The organism is Gimesia algae (assembly GCF_007746795.1).
Lineage (GTDB): Bacteria > Planctomycetota > Planctomycetia > Planctomycetales > Planctomycetaceae > Gimesia > Gimesia algae.
The window spans coordinates 1,221,775-1,246,564 of the sequence record NZ_CP036343.1 but is presented as its reverse complement, the minus strand read 5'-3'; the positions used below and the strand labels follow the sequence as shown (position 1 = coordinate 1,246,564).

Sequence of the window (24,790 nt, the reverse complement as noted above, 5' to 3'; positions counted from 1 at the left end):
GATTTACAGAGGGACTTATCATTAAATAAAAGTCCTGATTGACTTTTTGTCGCTTTCCAGTCCCTCTGGATAGATCTCTTGGGGATCTGTGCGAATAATTCATACCAGATAATTTATTTTCGATCTTGAGTTGCCGGGCGTCGATGTTAGAAACAGGGTATCACTGCAGATAACTCCAGTAGAGCGTGCGGAGCAGTGGAAGCTGCGAAATGTGATCGAATTACACAGAACATAAGTATTTTAAGATTCAAATCAAGATAACGAGAGAGAATCTCGACTGATTCCATCAAGGTTTAATACAGATGCATAAATCCGGAGTAATCCTGGTCTGGTTCGTTGCCATTGCAACAGTAGGGGCAGTTCTGCTGACATCCAAGATGCTAGATGTCCGTGGAAGCTGGCTCAAAGTTGTCGAAAAGAATAAAGCACAGATTCAGAAGAACACGGCTGAAATCGATGCCAGAGAAAGAGAGCGTAAAAAACTTCTCAACAAATTAACCCAGGTCATGCTGGGCTGGGATCGTTATTGGGATGTGGAAGTGAGTGTTAAGGATCGGCAGAGCGGTGAGATTCAGGTGAAACTGAATGGAGCTCAGCCGCTCGGTGGTGAAGGCTTGTCAGCCACAGCAGCGGCTTCACAGGTTTTCTACGCGTTTCAGCCGTCTGATGCTGGTAAACCGGGGGGCTCCACCTATGTCGGTGCCTTCCGTTTTGCTCCCAATAGTCGGGATGCGCTGGTACTCATCAATCCTCCCCAGCCCGGAGAAGTGGCTACCTGGAAAAATGGACCATGGCGATTGAGGGAACTGGTCCCACTGAATTATACGAACACACTGCGAAGTCTGCGGGATCAGCTTGTACAAAGTGAAGAACAGAACAAATTAAAGCAGGATCACTTACAGGATCTGAATCGTCTGCTGGCGGCTGCAAAAGAGCGGCTGGAAGCCCGGGTGAGTGAACTGATCGGTTCTGATACTGCTCCTCAAGATGAACTTCTGCCTGTCGAACTCCGCAAAGGACTGGTCACTGGCCTTGAAGAAGAAGAACAGAAACGGAACCAGGAATTTGTCGAAACAGATCAGTTACGACGTGAACTGATTAAGGTCTACCAGAAGCAACTGGAACTGATTGATGAAGTGAGCAAACTCAGCAATCAGCTACCGAAACCCAAATCATGATCTCACAGATGAGTGGGGATGACTTCACTCCACACCAGCATGGATGGCAGGCGTCCCGTCTTCAGACGCCCTGAATTACGAACTGACAAATAAGGATAAGTTGGGCAATGGGGATTGAGAGCCGGGATTACCTGCGGCATGAAAGTGGTGGGGGGAATTACCGCTCATTTGGAGCCTCTTCTGGTGGCTGGGCCATCAAGTATATCCTGATAGCGAATGTGGCTGTCTTTCTGATTGAAATGGCTACAGCTAACGGGCGGGGCTCATCAACTCTCCTGAACTATCTGGCGCTGGATCGTGAATCAATTTTTTCCAGCTTTCAGATCTGGCGGCTGTTGACCTACGGTTTCTGTCACGCGCTGAATCCGCTGACGCATATTATTTTCAATATGTTTGTTCTCTGGATGTTTGGCCGTGCGGTAGAACCGATTCTGGGCTCCCGTGAGTTTCTGAGCTTTTATCTGGCATCAATCGTGATCAGTGGCCTGTGTCATATTGGAATCAGTCCTAATCCGGTCATTGGTGCCTCGGGTGGAGTGATGGCCGTTGTCTTTCTGACGGCCATGTATTTCCCTCGCATGACGGTCCTGTTGTTTTTTGTGATACCCATCGAATTGCGCTGGCTGGCCATACTCTATGCTGCCGTTGATCTGTTCGGTTTCATTAACCCCGGTGGAGATGCTGTCGCACACTTTGCTCACCTGGGGGGGGCTGCTTTCGGTGTGGCTTATAAATATTATGGCTGGAATCTGACTCAGCAGTTCAACAGTAAATGGAGCCGATTGCAGGTAAACCGCTCCGCCAGAAAAAAGAAACTCCGGGTATATACTGAAGAAGACTCTCACCTTTCCAAAGCAAGCCTTGACGAGCGAGTGGATGCGATTCTGGAAAAAATCAGTCGCGAGGGAGAAGCAAATCTAACCGATCAGGAGCGGGCTCTGCTCAAAGAGGCCAGCAATAAGTATAAAAAGAGGTGACGGTTAAGAGTCGATTTGCTTTCTGTCGGGATTAACTGTCGGCAAACACATTCAAGTTGGAGTCCGGGAATCAAACATGTCGCAATCCCATTTTCAAGAGCTGATTCAACGCACGCGTGCCGGTGATCGGGTTGCTGAAAATGAATTGCTGTCGAAATGTCGCGCCTATATCTCGCTGATTGCCAGGGCACAAATCGAAGGTTGGATGCGTACGAAGGTCGATGCATCAGATCTGGTACAACAGACGTTACTGGAAGCGCATCAGGGACTGGAGCAGTTCAAAGGAGAAACCGAAGCCGAATGGCTGGGCTGGCTGCGGGGAATCCTGAGGCACAATACTCTGGATTTTGCCAGGCAATATCAGGGGGCAGCCAAACGGGATGTGAAACGAGAATTTTCACTGGATCAGAACGGAGCGAATACCGGGCAGTCTGCTGCTCAGAAATGGGAGTTGCAGGATTCGATGGAAACTCCCAGTCGAATCCTGTTGAATCGCGAGCAGGAAATCCTGATGGCGGATGCGGTCTCAGAGCTTCCGGAAGATTACCAGGAAGTGATCATGCTGCGGAACCTGCAACGGCTTTCGTTTAAACAGGTCGCGGAAAGAATGAATCGCAGTCCGGGAGCCGTTCAAATGCTCTGGCTCAGAGCGTTAAACCAGTTACAGGAGCGTCTGGAACATCGTTAAAACGGAAATGATATTCGGGCTACGGACGGGTTAGAGAGAGAGTGCAAAACTGTGAGTAACGAACAGGATCAATCTTCAGAGTCCGTGATTAAAGTGCTGAATCAATATGTGGACTATCTGCAAAGCAGTGATCAGGATAGTTGCCATAGTTTACAAGCCGTCAATCCGGAGCTAAGACCTCTGATGGCATGTTTGGATTCGCTGGAGCAACTGGCCCCCTGCAGCGAAGACAGTGATCATTCTGCTGAGTTTTCAGGGCCTGCTGACACCACCCTGCTCCATGCGACAGTTAATTCACGACGGATTCCCAGTGGTCAGGTGATGGAATTCGGTAACTATGAATTGCTGGAAGAACTGGGGCGTGGCGGCATGGGCATCGTCTATAAGGCCCGTCAGAAAGATCTGAACCGGATTGTTGCCTTAAAAACGATCTTAAGTCATCAGTTTGCATCAGAAGAAGAGATTCGCCGGTTTTACCAGGAGGCGCGGGCGGCAGGACGGTTACAGCATGCCAATATTATTTCAATTCATGAAGTCGGTCAGCACCTGGGACAGCATTACTTCACAATGGATTTCATTCCCGGAGGCTCGTTAGCGAATTCCCGGCCGGACTTTCTGAAGCACGCTGCAGGCTCGGACTATTACCAGACTGCCTCGTTGATGCAACAGGTTGCCAAAGCCGTTGATTATTTACATTCCCAAGAGATCATCCATCGCGACTTAAAACCTTCGAATATCCTGCTTGATGAACAGGGGGTTGCCTACGTAACCGATTTCGGACTTGCCAAAGTTTTTGAGGTGCAGCAGATTGATAGTGTGTGTGAGGCACGAACTCAGAGCGGGATGATTATTGGTACTCCAGGTTACATGTCTCCTGAACAGGCTGCGGGGCAGCTGGGTGAAATTTCACCTCGCAGTGATATCTTCAGCCTGGGGATCATTTTGTATGAATTGCTGACAGGAGTTTCTCCTTTTAAGCAACAGAGGCCGCTGGACTCCCTGGTGGCGGTGATTGAAGGGGAACCTCCCCTGCCTCATATACAGAACGCGACTATCCCTGAACCTCTGGAATTGATTTGTCTGAAGTGCCTGGAGAAAGACCCGGCTTTACGCTACCAGACTGCTAGGGAACTGGCGGATGACCTGGAGCGGTTTATCGCGGGGGAACCCGTTCAGGCACAGCCAGCGAACTTCAGACAGCAGTTCCAGCGCTGGTTCCGCAGGCAGCCGGCTCTGGTGTCGCGGTTATCTGCGATCGTGTTGGCGAGCGGAATCATTCAGACTGTGTATTCGACTCAGGGGGTCGATTTCATTTACCACGTGAAGTTCATGACTCTGTTTGCGCTCTGGGCTATTCTAGCTCTGTTTTTTCAATGGGGGCTCGATCACCTGAAAAACAAGATCAAGGTCCGTTTCTGCTGGTCAGCCGCTGATGTGTCACTCTTAACCGGATTGCTGGTTCTTGCGGATGCACCGATCGGGATATTATTGATTGGCTATCCCATGTTAATTGTTTCGGCGGGGCTGTTTTTCTATGTGCGACTGGTGCTGTTTACCACGGTTCTTTCACTGCTGGCAGTCGCGGTGCTGGTACTGGTCAGGCCTGAGCTGGCAGAGCTGTGGCAGTATCCGGTTATTTATGGGATGGTGCTGGCGATTCTGGGGCTGATCACCGCATACCAGATCTACCGGGTCAGTGTACTCAGCCGCTATTATGAACTGAGACGCCCGGAACGATGAGGTTGTGCTCTGTTCAGGCGGCGCTGGAATCACGCTGGACATTCTGGCGTGTGATCAGGCGATACAGTGCCTGCCAGGCACGGGTAACCTCCAGTTCATCCATACAGCACAAATTTTGTGGACCACGTTTGGGGCAGCGTTTCTGGTAACTGGCTGCGCAATCAACGTTAGTGGAGACAAGTTCGTGCTGGTCACCTGGAGGTCCAGAGCGTAGCGAACTCGTGCAGGTAAAGATCCCGGTGACGGGAGTTCCCAGACCCGCAGCCAAATGCATCGGACCGGAATCATTGGTGAGTAAGTAATCTGTTTCCATTAATACTGCAGCTAACTGCTTCAGGGTCGTCTGTCCTGCCAGATTGAGGACACGGCCTGTTGGAACAAATTTATGCAACAGCTTCTCGATCTGGCTGGTCAATGGACGTTCGTCAGCAGTGCCTACCAGGACGATATTGCAGCGAAAGTGTCGGATCGCTTTAGCGCCGACGGCAGCGAAGCTTTCCGGAGGCCAACGTTTGGTAATCCATTGTGCTCCGGCATGAATGGCCAGCGTAGGGCAGGATTTTTCTCCGGCAGAGAGGGTCTTTCGCGCCCAGGCTTTGTCTTCATCGCTGATAGAGATACTGGTTTCCCGGCTCTTTTCTCCAGAACCGAAAGCATCTGCCACATTCCAGTACTTTTGATATGCGGGAATGGAGCGACTCGTTTCTGGAATAGTCATATTGTAAGCCAGATGAGAACCTTCACGGGCTGCTTCAATTCCGATGCGCCAGCGGGCTCGTGTGGCAGCGGTCATGACTCCGGTTCGCAGCAATCCCTGCAAATCCAGAACGAGATCAAACTGTCGCTGTTTCAGGTCTTTCAGAAAACTCCACCAGTAACGGACGGAACTTCGTCTACTGAAGGGAATGATCTCATCAATGTGCGGATGCTCTTCCAGTAGATTTGCGAAGCTGTCACGAATCACCCAGGAGATCTGAGCATCAGGAAATCTTGATTTGAGAGCAGGTAGAATGGGGAGTGTCTGAACGACATCTCCCAATGCGCTGGGTTTGATGAGGCAGATGCGACTGGCTTCAATCTGGTTCATTTGAGATAAAGTTTTGTGCTGTGAACTCATCGATATAAATTGTTCAATTGATTTTACAGGTAATAGAGAAACAGAGCTAAAGCCAACAGGCGCGGCATCATACAGTCAAAGGTGGAAATGAGGCAAGATCAGCTTTCGTATTCTTCTCACTTATCATGAGTAATGTACAGGCCCCGTTTTATCTGAAATTACACAAAAACAGCTGTTTTTTGAGAATCTGCGAAACCAAAGCGCGTTATGTGAGTTTGATCTGATGTAAAAGATATCTACTGCAGAAACCTGATTCTGCCTGTTTCTAACTTGAGGAGATACATTGATGAATGTCAAACCAGTATTGGTTACAGCTTTTATTCTGGGAGTTGTCAGCCTTTCCGGAACATCCGGCTTACAGGCAGCAGATGGAAAAAAAGGGGAGCGGCCGAATCGTGAAGAAATTCTCAAAAAGTTTGACAAAGACGGTGATGGAAAGCTGAGTGAAGCAGAACGATCTGCGGCTCGAGAAGCCCGTGCAGATAAAGGGGGAAAAGGCCCTGGTGGCAAGGGAAAACCGGGGTTTAACCGGGAACAGTTTATTAAAAAATTCGACAAGAATGGAGATGGGAAGCTGGATGAGACTGAGCGGAAAGCAGCCCAGGCAGCACGCGGGAAAATGGGGCAAAATCGCCCACGTATGAGTCGTGAAGAAATGGTTAAGAAGTTTGATAAAGACGGTGACGGAAAATTAAGTGAAGCGGAACGTCAGGAAGCCCGCAAATCGATGGGGGGACGACCGGGCATGAATCGCGAAGCGCTGATAAAAAAGTTCGATAAGAACGGAGACGGCAAACTCGATGAAACGGAACGTCAGGCAGCGAGAGCAGCGATGTCAAAAAACCGTGGAAACAAAGGCGCCGGGAAAGGCCCTAAAGGGGCTGGCGGAAAAAAGAAGAATTCAAAATAATCAGTTCATCAAACATGACTGTGGTTCCACTGTCTTTACAGTGATGTGAACGGAAAAGCCGACTGTGTTGTACTCAGTCGGCTTTTTTATTTTGTTCGATCAGGGATCCTCAGAAACGATTTTTTTATCAAAATAATTCGTACCCATACCCGCATCGATGACGATGCCCTGCGAATTAATACCTGAGGAACGCGGGCTGAGTAAAAAAGCAACCGTATCTGCAACTTCGCTGGTCTGGACGGCCGATTTCCGAAGTGTGGCTTTTTCAGCGAACAGATAGCTGTCAACATATCCGGGGATGCCGGCAGAAGCGGATGTTTTGAGTAAGCCAGGACAGACCGCATTAAACCGCACGTTAGAGAAGTTGGAAAACGACTTCGCCAGGAAGCAGATCGAAGAATCCAAGGCTGCTTTCACCGGAGCCATGTAGCCATAATTCTCTGCAGCCATCCGCGTTGTTGAGATTGAAATTGTCACCACACTCCCCTGCTCCGGGTCGAGCAGATCCTTGAACGCATTGGAGAGTGCGGTCAATGAAAAGCAGGAAACGTCGACTGCCTGCAGAAACGCGGTACGCGGAGTTTCATGGAATGGGAGCCAGCCCGCTGAATAGTCTGCAAACGCAATCGAATGCACCAGTCCGTGAATGACATCAAATTTCTGACTGATTTCTGTCGCCAACTGGTCAATCTGTTCCTGGTGTTCGACATCGCACACATAAATCGGTGCGTGTGCTGTCAGTTTCGCAAGGGATTCTTTCCGAGCCTCAGAACGGACAACGTAGATGACTTCCGCCCCGGCCTGTTCCAGGACTTTGCCTGTCTGCCAGGCTACGCTTTTTCGGTTGGCGACTCCAAAAACCAGTATCCGTTTGCCTGCCAGTTGCAAAAAATCCATTTACTTCTTCCAGAGAGCGATATATCTAAACAAAACCCGATTCAACGAGGGTTCACTCTGACAAATTTTCTTTTTTTTCGCAATGTGGAAGGGATTGTCACTCTCAGATAAGTCCTGATTCGCAATAATGAAAATACTTTCATCAGTTCTGAGAACCCCGTCAGATTCATTTCTGCCCGCTGAAGGTCACTTCCATGTTCAAGTCACGTGCTTCGTTGAAATCCCTGTCGCTGCTGTGTCGTTCATTAGGTACGATGCTGGAATCGGGAGTCTCGATCGTCAAATCATTTCAACTGGCTGGAAAAAAACTGGGTGACCATCGTTTACAGCAGTCCGTGAGTGATATTGTAATTGAACTCAAATCAGGAAATGATGTGACTTCCGCCCTGCAGAAGCAGGGAAATTATTATCCGGAACTGCTGGTGAATATGATCAGTGTCGCCGAACAGAGTGGTGGGCTGCCTGAAGTTTTGAAGGCCTTGGCCGATCATTATGATAACCTGGTGCAGATGCGGAAAAATTTCCTGCGGATGATCGCCTGGCCGGTATTTCAGTTTGTTGTGGCTCTGCTGGTCATCGCGTTGATGATTCTGATCCTGGGGTTAATTGCACAGGGAGGTGTCCCGATCGATGTTCTGGGACTGGGATTATCGGGGCCTTCTGGTGCCATCATCTGGCTGACCTGTACCTTCGGCTCGCTGTTTGTACTGTATGTGTTGTATCAGATTCTGGATCGGATGTTCGGTGGGAAGCGCTATTTCCACAGTCTCTTTCTGAAAATCCCCGTGCTGGGCAATTGTATGCGTTCTTTTGCCATCGCCCGGTTCTCCTGGGCGTTTGCACTGACTCAACAGGCAGGGATGAATATTCTGGATTCGCTGGAGGCCAGCCTGAAAGCGACAGGGAATGGTGCCTTTATCGCAGCCATTCCCCAGGTTAATACGGCCATCAATGATGGTGAGCATCTGGCAGATGCGCTGGCGGAAACCCGATTGTTTACAGAAGAATACATCCATATGGTTGATGTCGGGGAAACATCAGGGACAGTGCCAGAAACTCTGGAGAGATTAAGTCCGCAGTTTCAGCAGGATGCGCAGCGAAGCCTGACGGCATTGGCGGCTGTTTTCGGCTGGTTGGTCTGGGCTCTGGTGGCCGTATTCATCATCTTTGTTGTCTTCCGCATCGCTTTCTGGTATCTGGGGATATTGAACGATGCGCTCCAGCAGGTTTGACGACTGCCCGGGCGACGAATTGCTTCGATTCTTCCAGTAAACAGAAATACTCCCGTGTCTCATTTTCATTTTGAACTGCTCCATACGGATTCTAAAACCTCGGCCCGTGCGGGGCGGTGGCATACTCCCCACGGAATTGTGGATACCCCTGCTTTTATGCCCGTGGGTACCCTGGCATCGGTCAAAGGATTGCTGCCGGAACAGTTAAAACAGGTGGGAACTCAGCAGGTATTAGCGAATACGTATCATTTAGCTCTGCGTCCAGGGGCAGACATTGTTGCTGAGATGGGGGGGCTGCATGAATTCATGAACTGGGACGGGCCCATTCTGACGGACAGTGGTGGTTTTCAGGTATTCAGTCTGGCACAGCTGACGAAAATGAATGATCAGCAGGTTGTCTTTCGTTCGCATATCGATGGAAGTCTGTTTGAACTTTCGCCTGAAAAAGCGGTGAAAATCCAGGAGCAACTGGGAGCTGACTGCATTATGTGCCTGGATGAATGTCCGCCGCATGATGTACCACCGGAAAAAATGCAGGACGCAGTTGACCGTACTACAAAATGGGCTGCCCGCTGTCGTGATGCACAGAAACGTGATGACCAGGCACTGTTTGGAATTGTTCAGGGGGGGACGGATCAGAAAATGCGGGAACGTTCAGCAGAGGGTTTACTGCCTCTGGAGTTTCCGGGTTACGCGATTGGCGGGTTGAGTGTCGGAGAAAAACCTGAGGATATGTACTCCACGCTTGATTTTACCACTCCAATGCTGCCTGTCGAAAAGCCCCGTTATCTGATGGGGGTGGGACGTCCTTCAGACTTGATTGAGTCTATTATCAGAGGGGTTGACCTGTTTGATTGTGTGATGCCTACCCGAAATGGCAGAAACGGGATGGCGTTTACCAGCCAGGGACGGGTCAACTTGCGAAATCAGAAACATGCTCGTGACCCCAGTCCGCTGGACCCTGAGATTGATTCTCCTGGTTCGCGGGATTACAGCCGGGCTTATTTGAGGCATTTATTCATGTCTCGGGAGATGCTGGGCCCCATTTTAATTTCTCTGCATAATATCGCATTTTACCAGAAACTGGTGCGAGATCTGCGTCAGGCAATTCTCAATGATCAAGTTGAGGAGTTTCGGGCGGTTCACCTTGCCCGCTGGAACGCATCTTTCTAAGATACAGCTTACTTTATTTCAGGATAACTCCTGAAATTGTTTAGGTTTGGGCCAAATTATTCTATGCGGCGGCAGTTTTCTGACTGTGAAACAACAGCGGACTGCAGAGCCCGGCAGGAATTAGGTTTCTCCTAAGTACAGACAATCAGTTAATTTATGAAGTGAATCCAGCATCCACTGGAAGAGAACTTAATGAACATTTTACTTGCGACCCTTTATTTATTTGCACAAGACGCACCGGTGAAAGAAGGACCAGCTGCTTCTCCCCTTGTGACGTTTCTGCCTTTGATCGCCATCGTGATTTTTTTCTACTTCATCATGTTTCGCCCTCAGCAGAAAGAACGGGCAAAACGTGAGGCGACCTTAGGTCAACTGAAGAAAAATGATCGGGTGGTGACGATCGGCGGAATCATTGGCACGATCGCCAACATCGCAGAGAAAGAGCAGGAAGTAACTTTGAAAATCGATGATAATTCGAAACTCAAGGTCCGCCGCAGTGCGATTCAGGGGCTCTATCAGGTAGAAAACAAAGAGACTACGAGTTAGTTTCCAGTATATCGAACAGACCGTCAGTATCTGGCTCGAAGCAGCCAGCTTAATTCTCTAGCGCCGAATGAATCGGCCCGAATAAAACAGTATCGTTTCAGGACTAAATGAATGACAGGGATTGAATTTCACACAGCAGGTCTTCTGGCTGCGGAAGTGACTGAAAAGGCGCCATCAAGTATTTCCGGCATGACTATCTTTTTAGTTATTTTTGCCGTCTTCATTCTGCCTTTCGTGTTGGGGGTAGTGATTGCCCGCGCACTCAAAATGAAGGACTACGGGAAAAAAATTGGACTGGTCCTGTTCACTGCTGTGGTTGCCGCGACTCCTTTTATCTGGCAAGTGACTCACGGGCACAACTGGCGTGATGCTATTCGCTTGGGGATTGACCTTGCCGGTGGTTCGAACATGGTCTTCGAGGTTGATGAATCAAGGAGTGAGAAAGAGCTCTCTAACGAAGTGATGGATCAGATGGTTGGTGCTATTGGCCGACGTATCAATCCCTCGGGTACGGAAGAAGTTACCGTTCGCAAAGTCGGTCAGAATCGAATTGAAGTCATCGTTCCCGGTGCGGATTCGGAAGATGTTCAGAGAATCAAATCACTGATTACCCGGCTGGGAAGCCTGGAGTTCGCGATTGTTGCCAACCGCAGAGACCGTGCCCACGCGGAAGCTGTTGCGCGAGCTTTGGAGAATCCTGAGAAAAAAGATATTCGTGACAAAGAAGGACGGGTGATTGCCAGCTGGCGTGAAGTCAAAGGCGATGACAATTACGAAGGCGTAGACCAGATCGTAGCCCGTCCGTTTACCCGCGAAGATGGTACTCAGGGTGAAGAAGTTCTGATTCTGATTGAACCCAATGAAGATCGGCGTGTGACCGGGAAATATCTGGTACGCGCCAGTCAGACGACTGACCAGAACGGTGGTCCTGCTGTTCGGTTTGTATTTAACGCAAAAGGCGGAAGCCTCTTCGGTCAGCTGACTTCTTTAAATCGTCCCAGTAAGGACGGATTTGAGCGGCATCTGGCTGTTCTGTTGGATGGTAAAGTTCAATCGGCTCCCAGTATTAAGGATACGATCAGTACTGAAGGGATTATCTCCGGTAGTTTTAATCAGAAAGAAGTGAACGAACTTCTTAATGTTTTGAATGCCGGGGCTCTGGAAGTACCTTTGAAGCCAGAACCTGTTTCTGAGTTCTCCATCAGCCCGCTGCTGGGAAGTGATGTGCAGGAAAAAGGGAAACAGGCAATTCTGATTGCTGCTTTCGCAGTGATTGTCTTCATGCTGATTTATTATCGGTTTGCGGGGGTCGTGGCGAACATCTGTCTGACGCTGAACCTGCTGCTGGTGATGGGCTGCATGTCGTTCATTGATGCGACATTTACCCTGCCTGGTTTAGCTGGTCTGGTATTAACGATCGGTATGGCCGTTGATGCGAATGTGTTGATCTTCGAGCGAATCAGGGAAGAAAAAGCCCGTGGTTCCAGCTTGAGAATGGCCATCAATAACGGTTTTTCCCGAGCTTTCACCACAATTGTTGACGCCAACCTGACAACGCTGATCGTTGCAGTAGTGCTCTATATCATCGGAACCGATCAGGTACGCGGCTTCGCAGTTACTTTATTCATCGGGATTGTGATGAGCATGTTCACCGCTCTGTATGTGGGACGGTTGATTTTCGATATCTTCGAACGGAAACGCTGGATCAGCGATTTGAAGATGATGAGCATTGTCGGTACGACCAGCCTCGATTTTATTGGAAAGAAAAAGGTTGCTGCCTTTTTCTCAGGCGCTTTGATTCTAATCGGATTGATTGTTGTAGTGACCCGTGGCCAGGAAAATCTGGATATTGATTTTACTGGTGGAACCATGGTCACTTTTGAGTTTGAAGACAAACAGGAAATTGATGATGTTCGGGGACTCCTGCAGGATGAATTTGGGAACAGTCTGACGCTTGAACAACTGGAGCTTTCGAACGACCCTGCTTCTGAAGGTCGATTCTTCCGTCTGCGGACGACGTTAAATGATGCAGATGAGGGAGATAACGATACTACGGCAACTAATACAATTCGTAAAAAATTAAATACTTCCTTCAGCGACGATGCTCATAAGTTGCGAAAAGTGACCATGGATTATGGTGACGTTAAAAAACTGGCAGGAAGTGAGGACTCGCCCGGTGGAACCGAAGTCGCTTTGACTTTCAGTGGCGAACTGAAAACTTCCACCATTGATAACTATCTGAAAGAAGCTATTGCAGACATCAAAAATGCCGACGGATCTGATAAATATGACCGGATTCCTGAGTTTCAACTGCAGGGCATTGCGGTCGACAAAGCAGAGGAAGCAGATAAACGGTTCAAGAAAATGTCCATGCAGGCCGGCCCGGATCTGCTGGAGGCAGATTTGAAGACTGCATTGGCAGCCATGCAGGATGTCATGGAGACAACTGCGATTCTGGATGAAGTGAACAGTTTCGACAGCTCTGTGGCCAGTGAGATGCAAGAATCTGCCCTCATGGCGATGCTGATCAGCCTGATTGCGATTGTGGCTTACATCTGGTTCCGCTTCCAGCGGATTACCTTCGGTCTGGCTGCAGTCGCCGCTCTGGTGCATGATGTGCTGGTTGTGCTGGGAATGGTTGCCTTGGGAGCTTATCTCAGCAACTCTGCCCTGGGGCCGATCCTGGGCTTGAATGATTTCAAAATCAATCTGCCGATGATCGCTGCGTTTCTGACAATCGTTGGTTATTCATTGAATGATACGATTGTGGTCTTTGACCGGATTCGTGAAGTACGCGGAAAGAACCCCGCCTTGACGACCAACATGGTGAATGAAAGTTTGAACCAGACCCTGTCCCGTACCCTGTTGACATCGTTTACCACATTGATTGTGGTTCTGATTCTGTATGCCATCGGTGGTGAGGGAATTCATGGGTTTGCATATTGTCTGGTACTGGGGGTAATTGTCGGTACTTACAGTTCAATCTTTATTGCCAGCCCGGTTCTGCTCTGGTTGATGAATCGACCTGGTAGTGCAACAGCTCGGGCAACTGAACAAAATCAGAAGCGTGCCAGTGTGAGCAACTGACGGTTAGAATTGACATGCATAATAAGGGGTTTACCTGATTCGGGTGAGCCCCTTTTTTCGTGGTGCGGGTTTCGATCAGATCATGTCGTTCTTAGCCTGTGTGCCCAAGTTTACTATAGCGTCTCCAGGTCTATTTGGACCGAGTATATAAGACTGAGAGACGCTATGGTTGAATGCGTGCGATACAGCTATTGGAAACAGCAGCAATCGTTATATACGTAATGCTTAGCGGACCCGTTTGCCTTCGATGAAGACGGCTTCGATCGAGCCCGGGAACGTAATTCCTTCAAAGGGAGACCAGCCACATTTGGTCTGCATGTCTTCCCGTTTGATAGTAACCGGCTGCCTCAGATTGAGCACTGTCAGGCTGGCAGTATAGCCTGCTTCAATTCGTCCAAATTTTTTCGGTGAAACATAAGGGTTCACAAAGTCGCCCGGGTTTTCCGAGCAGAATAGTGCTGCCTGTTCTGGAGTGAATTTCTGGTCCAGAATCAGCCAGGTCACAAACGCCCCATAGGTATCCAGATGCGGCTGCCCTGAAATCCCCTGCTCGTTTTCATCCAGAGTATGAGGTGCATGATCAGTGGCGAGGTAATCCAGAGTCCCATCACGTAATGCAGCCAGCATGGCTTTGCGATCTGAGACAGTTCGCAATGGCGGATTCATCTGCATCTTTCCTCGATTCTCATCGGTCAGATCAGACTGATCAAAATAGAGGTGGTGGGGTGTCACTTCACAGGTGACTTTCACTCCACGGCTGCGGGCCTCGCGAATCAGAGGCAGCCCCTCCCCGACGGAATAGTGGCAGAGCTTGCCGCGGAGTTCATATTTCTCGATCATCTGCAAAGCGAATCGCGTGGCAGAAATTTCGCATTCAGCAGGTCTGCGCGCTTCGTGTGTGGCAGCGTTGGCGTGCTCGTCCAGCAGGATCGGATCTTCACAGTGGAAGCTGACATTACAACCTCGGTAGTGTGACAGGGTTTCATCCAGTTGTTCCAGTGTTCTGAAAAACAGATCACCTACGCTCGGGCCCATATAGGCTTTGTACGGCACTGCAAATGAAAGTGGCCTGGTTCCGGGGCCAATACCTGCATAGAGAGTAAAATGGATAGCAGGATTCCGCTGTTCCAGATGTTTGAGTTTGTCGTGGTAGCTTTCGTCGGTAATAGGGGGAACCGGATTGTTAGGCATGTCAGCTGCGTGCACAACACCGCCATTGATAGCGGCTGCAGCGGCGGTACAGAAATCCTCTTTGTAGATTTGTGACTCACCGACATCATCGCGGGCATGAATGTGAATATCACCCATGCCGGCAAAAACCAGGCAGTCATCGGAAAAAGAGTAGTCCGCTTTGCCCAGGTTTGAGCCTGTCTCGACAATCTGGTTTCCTTCGAGGCGGATCTGGCTGTGAGAAGTTCCTGAAGAACTGACGAGAGTTCCTTGTATAATCATCGGACTGAAGTCATTCCGTTTCTGCGGTGGGTGGTCTCAATGGCAGGGATACGATCTGGCTTACCAGCCGACTGACATATTAGTCTCAATTGCCAGTTGTGCTTCGTGGAGATCAGCACCGGTGTCACGCATATAGAGGCGAATGGCGTGGACTTTGTCACCGGAAGCGCGGAACAGGCATTCGCGTGCCATATCGCAAGGTTCTGTATGCCCTTCTATTCCGAGCAGGCGTTTTGAAATCACCCACATGTCGCGGGGACGTCGAGTGACTCTTAAGATCTCGTCTTCAGGATAATTTTCCTGAGCAGCATTTTCCGCTTCCTCTTGAGTATTTGCCCAACCCACCATGATATGTGCGTTTGTTTCAATCTCATAAAGAGCCATAATTCAACTCCAGTCTGAAGAATGGAAAAGTGATAATCTGACGAACGACATCGAACGACAGGACTCTTTCGAAATAGTCGTGACAGTTCATACATAAACTCAGGAGTCTGAAATCGAACATTTCCGTGAGCTTTATTATAGCCAAGCAGGATTCCCGGGGAGAGTGTCTTCTGGGAAATGTTTCAAGAAAAACAAAAATCCCGTATTATGAAGGAATTTCATTTAACATGAATTCCAGTCGACCTTTAAAGCGGAACAAAGAGGCGGCATGAAACCAGATTGAAGAGTCTGGTGGACTCGATGGAATACCGGGGCTGGCGGCAAATGCATTGATCAACAGGCTCTGATGAGATGAGGTATAGCTCAACTATTCTGTTGTGCGTCCCACTTTTCTTCTGCCGCACTTTTTCTGAGATAAAAGGGAACCAGATTCCAGACTTCATTCCGAGGGGAATGCTTTGCTGCGTGTTCCTGCATCATTCTTGCTGTGATTTCCGCGACTTCAGCCGCATGCGGTGTGCGGAATTCCGTTTGCAACAGGCGGGGGTCAGACGGTAAATCATCTGGTAACAGAGTGATTCCCGGCCCGGAAACGGTATCGCTGGATTGCAGTGAAATACCAAATTCTTCGATACCGCGCAGCTCGATTTCTGAAGTGTTCTGCCAGTGTCGTTCCCCGATTTTCAGGTACTTGCCGACAAACAGGTCTCCCCGCTGCGCATTGGAGATGACCCAGGTTTCCGTGATCTCAGAGGGGCTTTTCAACGCGATGGCTTCGAACGTATCAATGCCGAGTACGGGACAGCCAGTCACATATCCAAAAGTTTTGGCGAATGTTATGCCGATTCTTAAACCGGTAAAGCTACCAGGACCGCGACTAACTCCTACACCTGTAATTTGTCGGGCAGTGATATTAAGTTGCTCAAGGAGATTTTTGACTTCTGCGACCAGGGTTTGTGCGTGTTTTCGACCTTGTTGCGGAAGCTCAATCTGGGTGATTTGCTGACCAGGGCGATAGATTGCTACGGATCCGGAGAGCCCCGAAGACTCAATGCCTAAATAAAACTCAGAATTTTCCACGCGGACTCAAACAAAATACATCGAAAAAATGGGACAGATCCGTTACAACCGAGTATCAGATTATGACAAACTCCTGAAATGCTTCCAAGTCAAGCGGTCAGAATTAATCCGCGACTGCAGCAGAAGCAGGTCGAAACAGTAAGCCCGCCGCTTTATTAGTAGCTGGAACTCTCCCTCTGGCTGCCGACGTACAGATTAATCTTCCACAATCAGACTGTAAAAATCGAAATGGATTATTTTAAGAAACTGGGTGCGCTACTAACTTCTTTTGATCTGAAGACCAGTGGCAAATGGTTTGTGCTTTCCTGCCTGATTGGTATTGTGGCGGGTCTGGGTGGAATTGTCTTCGATGTATTAATTCAGGTCGTCCAACATAATACTCTGGTTGCGATCGCTGGGTTTGACCACCCCCAGACGGTAGGCGAGCATTCAATCTACGAGTCAGAAAAAAATGAAGTCGCCTTTTCTCCCTGGTGGATGCTGGGAGTGATTACCTTAGGTGGTCTGGCGTCAGGAATCATTGTTTATAATATTGCTCCCGAGGCAGAAGGACACGGAACCGACGCGGCCATTGATGCATTTCATAACAAGCGGGGGCTGATATTACCCCGCGTTCCGATTGTGAAGACGATTGCCTCTGCATTGACTTTGGGAACAGGCGGTTCTGCCGGGCGTGAGGGGCCAATTGCCCAGATCGGTGCGGGTTTTGGGTCATGGGTGGCGACAGTCTTAAAACTGTCCGCGCGAGATCGTCGGATCATGCTGGCGGCGGGCGTCGGTGCGGGAATCGGTGCTATCTTCCGTGCTCCACTGGCAGGCGCGTTATTTGCTGCGGAGATCATGTACAGCAATGCTGATTTTGAATCGGATGTCATTGTTCCCGCTGCGATGTCCTCGATCATTGCTTATTCGGTCTATTGTATGTCACTCCCACAGGAACTGCAGTTTATTCCTTTGTTTGGTGATGGCCTGCATCATACCGTTGACTCACACTTCGAGCTGATCCCCTATACCATTCTGTCAGTCATCCTGAGTCTGGCTGCCATGTTTTATGTAAAGACATTTTATGGGACGAACCGGATCTTCAAAGCAATTCCAATCAAGCCGATGTTCAAGCCTGCGATCGGTGCCTTTTTGACAGGTATCGTAGGGATCGGCATGTATTATCTATTTAATAAAGATCTGCAGGCATTGTCAGTGATGTCGACAGGTTATGGAATATTGCAGGATGCATTAACTTCCGCCGCAAAGATCAGTGTCCCCCTGTTATTGACGGTCGCCGTTGTCAAAGTATTTACGACATCACTGACGATCGGCTCGGGAGGTTCAGGTGGGGTGTTTGGACCTTCGATGGTGATTGGTGGCTGCGTCGGAACAGCAACCGGTCGTATACTGCAGGATTTGTGGCCGGAAATGGTCACACAGCCGGAAGCCTACGGGCTGGTCGGGATGGCAGGATTTTTTTCCGGGGCCGCTCATGCCCCCATTTCAACGATCATCATGGTCTCAGAAATCACGGGCAACTATTCTCTGCTGTTACCTACGATGCTGTCTTCTACACTCTGCTTTGTGCTGTGTCAGAAGGTCCATCTTTATCAGAAGCAGTACCCCAGTCGACTCGATTCACCGGCACATCGAGGTGATTTCCTGATTGATGTGCTGGAAGGGAGCCACGTGTCAGATGTTTTTGATCCAGGCAGAAAGATTCAATTAATTCATCAGTCGAAAACGCTCGATGAAATTGTGCACTCTCTGGCGGGAACTCAGCAGCATTATTTCCCCGTTGTGGATGATGAGGGACGCATTATCGGCATCTTTTCCGAGGATGATGTCCGCGCTTATCTGTATGATGAGACCATCTGGAAGCTGGCATTAGCACGAGATATCATGCAGTCCAATTTTGTGAAGGTCAGACCGGATGATGATTTGAATACGGTAATGCAGCGGTTTACTGCGATTAATGTGGAAGCTTTGCCGGTGGTTGATCAGGAAGACTCCGGCATCCTGCTGGGAATGCTGAATCGTAAAGAGACGATTGGTTATTACAATCAGCAGTTGATGAAGCATAAACGTGCGGGGGAAGAGAGTGAGGGGTAAAGCAGTGTTACTCTTCCCCATCGGTGTTACGCATTTCAAACAGAAAGCGTGACGGGAGGGTGGGCTGCTTCTTACCCCATTTGGTTCGCGTCGCTGCACGGCTGAGAGTGAGGTAGTCCTGAGCTCGGGTAATTCCTACATATGCGATTCGCCTTTCTTCTGCGATTTCCGCATCGGTACCTTCGACTGAGCGTTTGTGTGGCAGCAGTCCCTCTTCCATTCCTACGAGATAAACACGGGGAAATTCCAGCCCTTTGGCACTGTGGAGCGTCATGAGTTTGACGGCGTCCTGGGCGAGCTGGTCTTCTTTTTCATTGAGGTCATCACGATCGCCCAACGCGGTTTCTTCCAGAAAACCAGTCGGGGATGGATCACTCGAACGCCGACAGTATTCATTGATTGATTCGATGAACTGTTCGAGAACGACAATGCGTGCCTGCTGTTGTTCTGAGGTCTTATACTGTTTTTTGATTTCTCCTTCGTAGTCGATTTCCTTGATCAGATCGTGCATGATTCGAGAAAGATCGCGTGGAGACTGTTCGAGCCGGGCCCGATATCGTTTCAGCAGGTCATGAAATCCATTCAGTGCGCTGCTTGCGCGGGCACTCAGATCATTCGTCAGCTGAGCGGATTCGACCATCTCCCAGAAGCGGTTTCCGGCTTTGACGGACTGATTCACTAATTTCTCAACCGTACTGCTGCCGATACCGCGTGTGGGCGTATTGATGATTCGCAGCATGGAAAGTTCATCGTGCGGAAAGGCAAGTGCTTTCAGGTATGCTAGCAGATCGCGGATTTCTCGACGATCAAAAAATGACTGACTGCCAATCAACTGGTAGCGAACACTGGTACGGCGTAATTCTGTCTCGAAGACCCGGGGCTGTTCATTGGTTCGAAACAGGATGGCAAAGTCGCGTAAAGGGATGTCCTGAGCTTCGTTCAGATATCTGATTTCACCGATGATCTTTTCGGCTTCTGTTAATTCGTCTGCCAGCTCAAGAAAGCGTACAGGCGCACCCATTTTTTTGTGGGCAATCAGGTGTTTTTTATGCCGATCCCGATTATGGGCTACCAGGCGGTTTGCCAGTTCAATGATTTTGTCCGTGCAGCGGTAATTGTTTTCGAGTCGGACTACTTTGGCTCCCGGGAACTGTTGCTGGAATCCAAGAATATGCTTTACTTCGGCACCGCGCCATCCATAAATCGACTGATCATCATCGCCGACCACACACAGATTCTGATGTGGTTTCACCAGAGCACGGATCAGGCTGAACTGGGAAAGATTGGTGTCCTGATATTCGTCGATCTGAACATAATCAAATTTTGTCTGAACCCGTACGAGGACTTCCGGATGTTCTGAAAAGAGCTGATTTGTGAGCATCAGTAAATCATCAAAGTCTACTGCCCCACTGGAACGCAGCTTGGTCTGATATTTTCGATAGGCCATGGCTGCCAGGAAGTCGAAATCATTTTCGGTATAATTGGTAGCGTCTTCAGGGGATACATTTGCCATTTTCCAGTTACTGATTCTGTTGAGCAGATCCCCGGGCCGCAGACTTTTGTCATTGACCCGGATTTCCCGGAGCGCGGTTCTGGCTGCTGACTCCTGATCGCCTCGATCATAGATGACGAATTTCTCAGGATAACCCAACAGAGAGATTTCTTCCCTCAGAATCCGGACACAGAGCGAGTGGAACGTGGAAATGAATGGCTTGGCAGGCAGTCTTTTGCCCAGCAGAGCTGCCATACGTTGCTGCATTTCTTTCGCTGCTTTGTTAGTAAATGTCACAGAGAGAATTTTATCAGGTGCAATTCCATTACGGATGAGTTCCACCATGCGATAGGTGATGACTCTGGTTTTCCCGGTACCTGCACCCGCTAACACCAGAAGCGGCCCGGAAAGAGTGGAAGCAGCTTCACGCTGCGCCGGATTGAGAGAGGCCAGGTGATTCGATTGGTTCGGGCTGGTAGTCAGGGTCATGTAACTTAATCAACAGTCGTGAAAATACAGGAGCGAAAATTATCTCATCGTAAGATGCTCCATTACAGTTGAGCGAATTTAGTGACTTTCATCGGGATTGCCTGGTTTGGGCCGTGAGGATTTATTCTTTCTGGCTGCAGGTTGTTCTTTTGCAGAAGAACAACCAGGCTGTGGCTGGCTTTCAGGAGATTCAGAAGTTCCTTCCATCGGCGGTTTCTGTTTTCTGCGACGGAGATGCTGCTCTGGAGTTTTGCCTGATTTTTGCGAAGAACGCGGCCGTTTCGAACTCGGATCTGATTTCTGCTTCGCTCTTTTTTTACCGGGCACTGTAGATGTAGGGCTGGGAGTTGAACTTATCGTGGTTTCAGTTTTCTGCTGTGAGACAGCCGTTTTCTGTGACTGATAGACTTCTTTGAACGGCGCCAGCATCTCATCAATTGTCTGCCAGCGATCCTGCGGATAAAGCTCAAGCCCTTTCATGATCGCATCTGCTAAAATGGGATTGATTCCTGGCAGAAGTTCCTGAATTGGTTTTGGTGGTGAATTGATATGCTGCAATACCGCTTCCATTGTTTCTGCTGCTTTCCAGGGGAGGCGTTTGGTGAGCATTTCGTAGCAGGTGACCGCATAGGAAAAAATATCAATTTTCTGGCTGGTCTTCTGTCGCTTGATCAACTCAGGCGCCATATAAGCTGCAGTACCAGTCCGGTTACCAGGTTGTAAAAAAGGTGGTGTATTGGGGACCACGAGGCCAAAATCGATTAATTTGAGCTGCTGCTCATTATCGACCATGATATTGCGAGGGCAGATGTCGCGATGGATCCAGTTTTCGGTATGGAAATACTGGATGGCTTCGCCGAGCTGGATCATGTATTTCAGGCAATTAGTCCGCATGTCCTCGTTTTGTGCTTCTACAAGAAAGCTGAGGCTATAGCCTTCGATGAACTCCATGACGAGAAACTGCTCACCATCGGTAGTCAGCCCATGCTCAAATGTTTTGACGATATGTGGATGCTGAAACTGTACCGCAATGTCGCCTTCTTTGGGTTTGTCTAACCCGACGAATCTTGCCTCAAGTTCTTCGGTTTTCTGTTTATGAAGAACCTTGAGTGCGACAGTTCTACCAGAATTGAGATCACGGGCGCGCCAGACTTTAGACATGCTCCCCTGCCCGACACGACCGATCAGTTCAAAACGTTGCTTGATGTTGACCCGCGGCTGGCGGGACTCTTTCGAAAAGAAACGCTTTAAGAAGTTCATGTATTCACCAGCAGGCAAAGAGTGAATTCAGGACCAGGTTTATCCCGGGCTCAGAAGAATAGTAACCGGCCCAATACCATTTGACTATGTGCAGTTTTACTGTAGCCTCTCCAGAGCTATTTGGACCGAATATAATAGATTGAGAGACGCTGGGTTAAATGTGATGCGCTCTAGACTGTATCCAGTTTTACTATAGCGTTTCCAGAGCCGTTTGAACCGAGTATAATAGATTGAGAGATGCTATGGTTAAATATGATGCGCTCTAGTGCTTTGTCAAGCTACAAATTGAGGGTCGGGGGGTGTTGTTTACGTGCTCCGTTGTCGCACTCTCGTGATATCTATCAACCCAAATTTTTAAAATGACACTCCACTAGTATAAGTGTCTTTGAGGTAATACGCAAAGTGCTGCCAGGCAAAGCTTCAAATATTACTGTTGAAGAAAACCCTGTATTTCTATGCCGTTGGTGGCGTCGTATTTCCTGCTTTATGAGATCAGGCACAATAGTCGATCAGACGTGCCAGTTCCGAGCGAAGTTTGGGTCTGGAAATAATTCGGTCGACGAACCCATGTTTGAGCAGAAACTCACTGGTCTGGAAACCTTCAGGCAGGGGCATTTTGATTGTGGCCTCAACGACGCGCGGTCCGGCGAATCCGATCAGTGCTTCAGGTTCTGCGACCACAATATCCCCCAGCGATGCAAAGCTGGCAGCCACGCCTCCCATAGTGGGATTGGTTAATACAGAGATAAACAACCCTCCCTTTTCATGATAGCGACCCAGCGCGGCAGAAACCTTACCCATCTGCATCAGAGAGAAAATTCCCTCATGCATACGCGCACCACCACCGGAACCACTGATAATGATCAGAGGCAGTTTCAGTTCGGTCGCCTGTTCGATGGCCCGTGTCAGCTTTTCTCCTACGACGGACCCCATGCTTCCCATAATGAAAGCAGAGTCGGTAATGCCAATCACCAGGGGACGACCACGCATGTAGCCACGCCCTACGATACAGGCGTCTTTCATCCCCGTTTTCTTCTGCTCAATCACGAGCCGATCTTTGTATGTTTTATTTTTATCTGCAAATTCTAATGGGTCACCGGCGGTGATGTCCGGGAACCATTCTTCAAAACTGTCCGGGTCAAGCAGTTGTTGAATACGGGTCTCTGCGGAGATATAAAAATGGTGGTCACATTCCGGGCAAAGCCCCAGTCCCTGCTCGACCTGTTTACAGAAAACTGTGGCATTACAGGCGGGACAGCGTTGCCAGAGCCCTTCCGGCACTCCCCGTTTGGGGCGGGAAGAATGGCTTAACCATGAATCAATATTAGATTTCGGAGCTGAACTCATTTTATTTGGCCTCCTCGAACCGCCACTTCTCTGTGTGGTTTCCTTGACCTGGGGGGGAATCCTTCTTTTCAGTTTGATCGTCAGAACTTACCTGCTTTGAATCACTTTTTTTGGGAGGCGATTCAAGAATTTCGAACATTTCATTCTGGCAAAATTTCCCATTGTGCTCAAAGGAAATTTTTCCTTTATTCTCATTTCGTAACAGGCAGGAAATAATGGTTGCCAGAGGCTCAGAAGCCACGATGGCAAAGTTCTGTTTCTTTTTCAGGTACTTCTGTAGTGTTTTTTGGACGCGTTTCACTGCTTCGGAGGCCAGTTCTCCCTCAGGGGGACAAACCGTTTCTGGTGATTCCGTCCATTGTTTCAACAGTTTCGGGTATTTCCGGCGAACTTCCTCATACTCCAGCCCCTGCCAGAGACCCTGATTCAGGTTTTTCAGCCCTTCTTTTTCCTTGACGGGAATTCCCAGGTTTTCCCCCAGCTGTTCGGCGGTTGACAAGGCTGGTTCTGAAGAGGATGTGATAATTGTTTCAATCCCGGAATTTTCGATCTGCGCAGCGAGATTTTTGACCTGCTCTTCCCCTTTTGCGTTCAGAGGAAGGTCGAGTGTACCTTGTATTCGTTCGTCTTTATCAAAGTCTGTACAACCAGGTCGTATCAGTACCACAGTTGGCATTATTATGTATCTCTTTTAAGTTGAGGAAGCTGTCTGACTCCCGGCTTTGGCAGCCAGTTCGCTGACAGCTGTAGAATAGTCGGCCTGATCGAAGATCGCACTTCCGACAACAAAATAATTGGCGCCTGCGCCGGCCGTTTCAGCGATCGTATCTAAGGCAATTCCGCCGTCGATCGAGAGAATCGTGTCGGAGGAGATCATTGATTTCAGTTGTTTGATTTTCTGTATGCTCGATTCGATAAAGGATTGTCCGCCAAACCCGGGTTCCACGCTCATCAGCAGGACTGTTCCGCACTGATCCAGATAAGGCTCGACAGCTTTCAAGGGAGTTTTGGGGCTGATAGCCAATCCGGGAAGCACGCCTGATTGATTCAGATGTTTCAATATCTCAGTCGGATCAGAGACAGCTTCAATATGGACGGTGATGGAATCACAGCCGGCTTTGATATAGTCGTCGATGTATTTTTCCGGATGGCTGATCATCAAATGCGCATCAAAGACCATACTGGTCAATGGGCGGACTCGTTCAATCAACAGTGCTCCATAGGAAAGATTGGGAACAAAATGTCCGTCCATGACATCCCAGTGAAGTACATGAGCACCAGCCGCTTGCAGCAGCTCGATTTCTCGATGCAGATTACCGAAGTCGCACTTTAGCATCGAGGGTGCGATCACGGGAGAGTTCGAATTCAATTTATGCTTAAGTTCAGAGTTAGTCATAGATTCCAGAAATAATATACGATCGAAAGTCAAAAACAAGTACCTGAGTGATTATCCAGTCTGACTGCTGCATTTTCCCATGTACTCAAGCCATGTGATCTCGGATTGAAGTTGTGAGGATTTAACTGGATGCGGCCTGGAGTCAGTACGTTGAATTCATCATCAGTTAAATAATGAGACTGGCTTTAATTGTAAACGTCACATTTTGACAATCTGACTGGGCAGAGTCTAGTCGAAAGTTGGATTAG

At 49.0% G+C, this 24,790-nt stretch carries 20 protein-coding genes; 10 read left to right on the top strand and 10 right to left on the bottom strand.

All coding sequences use genetic code 11. From position 1 onward, the window contains the following. Nucleotides 1–302: 302 nt before the first annotated feature. The 4 genes from Pan161_RS04675 (at nt 303) to Pan161_RS04660 (ending at nt 4,583) form a co-directional block, all read left to right on the top strand. On the top strand, nt 303–1,178 hold the full coding sequence (locus Pan161_RS04675; RefSeq protein WP_145224483.1) for a hypothetical protein: 876 nt from the start codon (nt 303–305) through the stop codon (nt 1,176–1,178). A gap of 107 nt (nt 1,179–1,285) precedes the next feature. After that, a complete protein-coding gene (locus tag Pan161_RS04670) occupies nt 1,286–2,155 on the top strand; it encodes a rhomboid family intramembrane serine protease (protein WP_145224481.1) in 870 nt (289 codons plus the stop codon). A 76-nt stretch (nt 2,156–2,231) separates the two neighbouring features. After that, the gene (locus tag Pan161_RS04665) at nt 2,232–2,843 is read left to right on the top strand and encodes a sigma-70 family RNA polymerase sigma factor (RefSeq protein WP_145224479.1); all 612 of its coding nucleotides are present in this window, start codon (nt 2,232–2,234) and stop codon (nt 2,841–2,843) included. Between the two features lie 51 nt (nt 2,844–2,894). After that, nucleotides 2,895–4,583, top strand: coding sequence for a serine/threonine-protein kinase (locus tag Pan161_RS04660; RefSeq protein ID WP_145224478.1), 1,689 nt, complete (start codon nt 2,895–2,897; stop codon nt 4,581–4,583). A gap of 13 nt (nt 4,584–4,596) precedes the next feature. On the opposite strand, the gene Pan161_RS04655 is transcribed toward Pan161_RS04660, so the two are convergent. After that, nucleotides 4,597–5,670, bottom strand: a complete 1,074-nt coding sequence (locus Pan161_RS04655) for a glycosyltransferase family 9 protein (protein WP_232103623.1) — start codon at nt 5,668–5,670, stop codon at nt 4,597–4,599. A 316-nt stretch (nt 5,671–5,986) separates the two neighbouring features. On the opposite strand from Pan161_RS04655, the gene Pan161_RS04650 reads away from it, so the two are divergent. After that, nucleotides 5,987–6,610 carry an EF-hand domain-containing protein gene (locus tag Pan161_RS04650; RefSeq protein WP_197995692.1) on the top strand — a complete coding sequence of 208 codons (624 nt, stop codon included), beginning with the start codon at nt 5,987–5,989 and terminating at the stop codon, nt 6,608–6,610. A gap of 99 nt (nt 6,611–6,709) precedes the next feature. On the opposite strand, the gene Pan161_RS04645 is transcribed toward Pan161_RS04650, so the two are convergent. Next, nucleotides 6,710–7,507: an enoyl-ACP reductase FabI gene (locus tag Pan161_RS04645; RefSeq protein WP_145224474.1), complete on the bottom strand. Its 798-nt coding sequence runs from the start codon at nt 7,505–7,507 to the stop codon at nt 6,710–6,712. A gap of 194 nt (nt 7,508–7,701) precedes the next feature. Here Pan161_RS04645 and Pan161_RS04640 point away from each other — a divergent pair, with 194 nt between their 5' ends. The 4 genes from Pan161_RS04640 (at nt 7,702) to secD (ending at nt 13,545) form a co-directional block, all read left to right on the top strand. Then, the gene (locus Pan161_RS04640) at nt 7,702–8,739 is read left to right on the top strand and encodes a type II secretion system F family protein (RefSeq protein WP_145224472.1); all 1,038 of its coding nucleotides are present in this window, start codon (nt 7,702–7,704) and stop codon (nt 8,737–8,739) included. A gap of 54 nt (nt 8,740–8,793) precedes the next feature. Further along, the gene (gene tgt, locus Pan161_RS04635) at nt 8,794–9,912 is read left to right on the top strand and encodes a tRNA guanosine(34) transglycosylase Tgt (RefSeq protein ID WP_145224470.1); all 1,119 of its coding nucleotides are present in this window, start codon (nt 8,794–8,796) and stop codon (nt 9,910–9,912) included. Between the two features lie 192 nt (nt 9,913–10,104). Next, nucleotides 10,105–10,458: a preprotein translocase subunit YajC gene (gene yajC / locus Pan161_RS04630; RefSeq protein ID WP_145224467.1), complete on the top strand. Its 354-nt coding sequence runs from the start codon at nt 10,105–10,107 to the stop codon at nt 10,456–10,458. A gap of 111 nt (nt 10,459–10,569) precedes the next feature. Continuing rightward, nucleotides 10,570–13,545, top strand: a complete 2,976-nt coding sequence (gene secD / locus Pan161_RS04625; protein ID WP_145224465.1) for a protein translocase subunit SecD — start codon at nt 10,570–10,572, stop codon at nt 13,543–13,545. A 225-nt stretch (nt 13,546–13,770) separates the two neighbouring features. On the opposite strand, the gene Pan161_RS04620 is transcribed toward secD, so the two are convergent. The 3 genes from Pan161_RS04620 to tsaB form a co-directional block, all read right to left on the bottom strand. After that, on the bottom strand, nt 13,771–14,997 hold the full coding sequence (locus Pan161_RS04620; RefSeq protein WP_145224464.1) for an amidohydrolase family protein: 1,227 nt from the start codon (nt 14,995–14,997) through the stop codon (nt 13,771–13,773). A 60-nt stretch (nt 14,998–15,057) separates the two neighbouring features. After that, the gene (locus Pan161_RS04615) at nt 15,058–15,381 is read right to left on the bottom strand and encodes a DUF6793 family protein (protein ID WP_002648145.1); all 324 of its coding nucleotides are present in this window, start codon (nt 15,379–15,381) and stop codon (nt 15,058–15,060) included. Nucleotides 15,382–15,744: 363 nt separating this feature from the next. Beyond that, on the bottom strand, nt 15,745–16,461 hold the full coding sequence (gene tsaB, locus Pan161_RS04610) for a tRNA (adenosine(37)-N6)-threonylcarbamoyltransferase complex dimerization subunit type 1 TsaB (protein ID WP_145224463.1): 717 nt from the start codon (nt 16,459–16,461) through the stop codon (nt 15,745–15,747). A 228-nt stretch (nt 16,462–16,689) separates the two neighbouring features. Here tsaB and Pan161_RS04605 point away from each other — a divergent pair, with 228 nt between their 5' ends. Beyond that, nucleotides 16,690–18,558 carry a chloride channel protein gene (locus Pan161_RS04605; RefSeq protein ID WP_145224462.1) on the top strand — a complete coding sequence of 623 codons (1,869 nt, stop codon included), beginning with the start codon at nt 16,690–16,692 and terminating at the stop codon, nt 18,556–18,558. 7 nt (nt 18,559–18,565) lie between these two features. On the opposite strand, the gene Pan161_RS04600 is transcribed toward Pan161_RS04605, so the two are convergent. From Pan161_RS04600 to rpe, 5 genes are all read right to left on the bottom strand, one after another. Next, the gene (locus Pan161_RS04600) at nt 18,566–20,539 is read right to left on the bottom strand and encodes an ATP-dependent helicase (protein WP_145224461.1); all 1,974 of its coding nucleotides are present in this window, start codon (nt 20,537–20,539) and stop codon (nt 18,566–18,568) included. Between the two features lie 78 nt (nt 20,540–20,617). Continuing rightward, a complete protein-coding gene (locus tag Pan161_RS04595; protein WP_197995691.1) occupies nt 20,618–21,799 on the bottom strand; it encodes a serine/threonine protein kinase in 1,182 nt (393 codons plus the stop codon). Between the two features lie 492 nt (nt 21,800–22,291). Next, nucleotides 22,292–23,146, bottom strand: a complete 855-nt coding sequence (gene accD, locus Pan161_RS04590; RefSeq protein WP_145224459.1) for an acetyl-CoA carboxylase, carboxyltransferase subunit beta — start codon at nt 23,144–23,146, stop codon at nt 22,292–22,294. A gap of 1 nt (nt 23,147) precedes the next feature. Further along, the gene (locus Pan161_RS04585; RefSeq protein WP_145224457.1) at nt 23,148–23,822 is read right to left on the bottom strand and encodes a histidine phosphatase family protein; all 675 of its coding nucleotides are present in this window, start codon (nt 23,820–23,822) and stop codon (nt 23,148–23,150) included. A gap of 15 nt (nt 23,823–23,837) precedes the next feature. Further along, nucleotides 23,838–24,542, bottom strand: coding sequence for a ribulose-phosphate 3-epimerase (gene rpe / locus Pan161_RS04580; protein WP_145224455.1), 705 nt, complete (start codon nt 24,540–24,542; stop codon nt 23,838–23,840). Nucleotides 24,543–24,790 lie beyond the last annotated feature (248 nt).

What these genes read in the sequence shown, in the direction of transcription:
- Pan161_RS04675 (WP_145224483.1), top strand. Translation starts at nt 303, where the DNA reads ATGCATAAATCCGGAGTAATCCTGGTCTGGTTCGTTGCCATTGCAACA.
- accD (WP_145224459.1), bottom strand. Translation starts at nt 23,146, where the DNA reads ATGAGTTCAGCTCCGAAATCTAATATTGATTCATGGTTAAGCCATTCT.
- Pan161_RS04595 (WP_197995691.1), bottom strand. Translation starts at nt 21,799, where the DNA reads ATGAACTTCTTAAAGCGTTTCTTTTCGAAAGAGTCCCGCCAGCCGCGG.
- Pan161_RS04665 (WP_145224479.1), top strand. Translation starts at nt 2,232, where the DNA reads ATGTCGCAATCCCATTTTCAAGAGCTGATTCAACGCACGCGTGCCGGT.
- Pan161_RS04600 (WP_145224461.1), bottom strand. Translation starts at nt 20,539, where the DNA reads ATGACCCTGACTACCAGCCCGAACCAATCGAATCACCTGGCCTCTCTC.
- rpe (WP_145224455.1), bottom strand. Translation starts at nt 24,542, where the DNA reads ATGACTAACTCTGAACTTAAGCATAAATTGAATTCGAACTCTCCCGTG.
- Pan161_RS04615 (WP_002648145.1), bottom strand. Translation starts at nt 15,381, where the DNA reads ATGGCTCTTTATGAGATTGAAACAAACGCACATATCATGGTGGGTTGG.
- Pan161_RS04640 (WP_145224472.1), top strand. Translation starts at nt 7,702, where the DNA reads ATGTTCAAGTCACGTGCTTCGTTGAAATCCCTGTCGCTGCTGTGTCGT.
- Pan161_RS04605 (WP_145224462.1), top strand. Translation starts at nt 16,690, where the DNA reads ATGGATTATTTTAAGAAACTGGGTGCGCTACTAACTTCTTTTGATCTG.
- Pan161_RS04655 (WP_232103623.1), bottom strand. Translation starts at nt 5,670, where the DNA reads ATGAACCAGATTGAAGCCAGTCGCATCTGCCTCATCAAACCCAGCGCA.
- Pan161_RS04670 (WP_145224481.1), top strand. Translation starts at nt 1,286, where the DNA reads ATGGGGATTGAGAGCCGGGATTACCTGCGGCATGAAAGTGGTGGGGGG.
- Pan161_RS04620 (WP_145224464.1), bottom strand. Translation starts at nt 14,997, where the DNA reads ATGATTATACAAGGAACTCTCGTCAGTTCTTCAGGAACTTCTCACAGC.
- Pan161_RS04585 (WP_145224457.1), bottom strand. Translation starts at nt 23,822, where the DNA reads ATGCCAACTGTGGTACTGATACGACCTGGTTGTACAGACTTTGATAAA.
- Pan161_RS04645 (WP_145224474.1), bottom strand. Translation starts at nt 7,507, where the DNA reads ATGGATTTTTTGCAACTGGCAGGCAAACGGATACTGGTTTTTGGAGTC.
- yajC (WP_145224467.1), top strand. Translation starts at nt 10,105, where the DNA reads ATGAACATTTTACTTGCGACCCTTTATTTATTTGCACAAGACGCACCG.
- secD (WP_145224465.1), top strand. Translation starts at nt 10,570, where the DNA reads ATGACAGGGATTGAATTTCACACAGCAGGTCTTCTGGCTGCGGAAGTG.
- Pan161_RS04650 (WP_197995692.1), top strand. Translation starts at nt 5,987, where the DNA reads ATGAATGTCAAACCAGTATTGGTTACAGCTTTTATTCTGGGAGTTGTC.